The sequence below is a fragment of the Bartonella sp. TT29SHDZB genome (assembly GCF_042193395.1).
Lineage (GTDB): Bacteria > Pseudomonadota > Alphaproteobacteria > Rhizobiales > Rhizobiaceae > Bartonella.
This window is the reverse complement of sequence record NZ_JBHILQ010000114.1, coordinates 1-911: the sequence shown is the minus strand read 5'-3', so window position 1 is coordinate 911 and position 911 is coordinate 1. Positions and strand designations below refer to the sequence as shown.

General features: G+C 34.8%; 1 protein-coding gene. It reads left to right on the top strand.

Annotation, left to right across the window (positions count from 1 at the left end; translation table 11 throughout):
• Positions 1-45 precede the first annotated feature (45 nt).
• Positions 46-798, top strand: coding sequence for a type IV secretion system protein (locus tag ACFIJJ_RS09900; protein ID WP_375646825.1), 753 nt, complete (start codon positions 46-48; stop codon positions 796-798).
• Positions 799-911 lie beyond the last annotated feature (113 nt).

Genomic DNA, 911 nt, shown 5'->3' with positions numbered 1-911 from the left:
GCCTATTAATAAAACAATCCCTGCCGAAATCAAGCGAGGAGACAGATGAAAAAGCGATTTATTATAACAGGAATGATCGCCCTTTTGGGAATGATAAATTTAACTCTAACGTCTAACTTTAGTTGGGGTTCTGGAACTCAAGGTTCAACTGTCCAAACTGCTCCCCCTGTTTTAAAAGAAGAGTATCTAAAAATTATTGAGTTGTTAAACCAACAAATTAAAGCAAACGAAGACCAGATCGAAAACACGAAAAAAGTCTATCAGTCTATAACAGGAAATAAACAAATAACGAGAGAAAATTTATCGAAATTTTTATTAGAATATTCGCCTTTTTACCCATCTACCCACAAAACATACACGGGTTTATATGGCAAAAACTTCAAAGCTTATGGGTATTTCGAACTGTTGATGACTCAAGTTAAAGGAGATGAGTGGAGAGCCCTCCTCCCGATCACACAACATAAGATAGTATACGATATACTTAATAAGCGTCTTGAATATAGTGGAATTATCGATAAAGCTGTAAGTTTGCAAACTTTCCAAGAGGCAGAGAACCGCTTTACACAAATTGCCGATTTCTTAAAAGATATAGATAAAACAAAAGATCTGAGAGAAGTTTTCGAGCTGCAAACACGTATCAGAAACATGTCAGCGGTACTCCAAAATGAATATACAAAGCTACAAATGGTCAGAAATTTAAGCAGTAATGAAGAGTTTCTTATCGAAATGCAAAAACGTATATTGTATAAAAGAGTTATGAACAATGCCCTCACAGATATGCCTCAAATAAGATTTTAGCCACTAAAGCTCTTTACAAGATTTGCTTTTTTTTCATGAAAACAAAAGCCACTGTAGAAGGTTCAGTACTATCTGAACAATTCAGAGAGGCACAAAGATTTTATCAAAGCCAA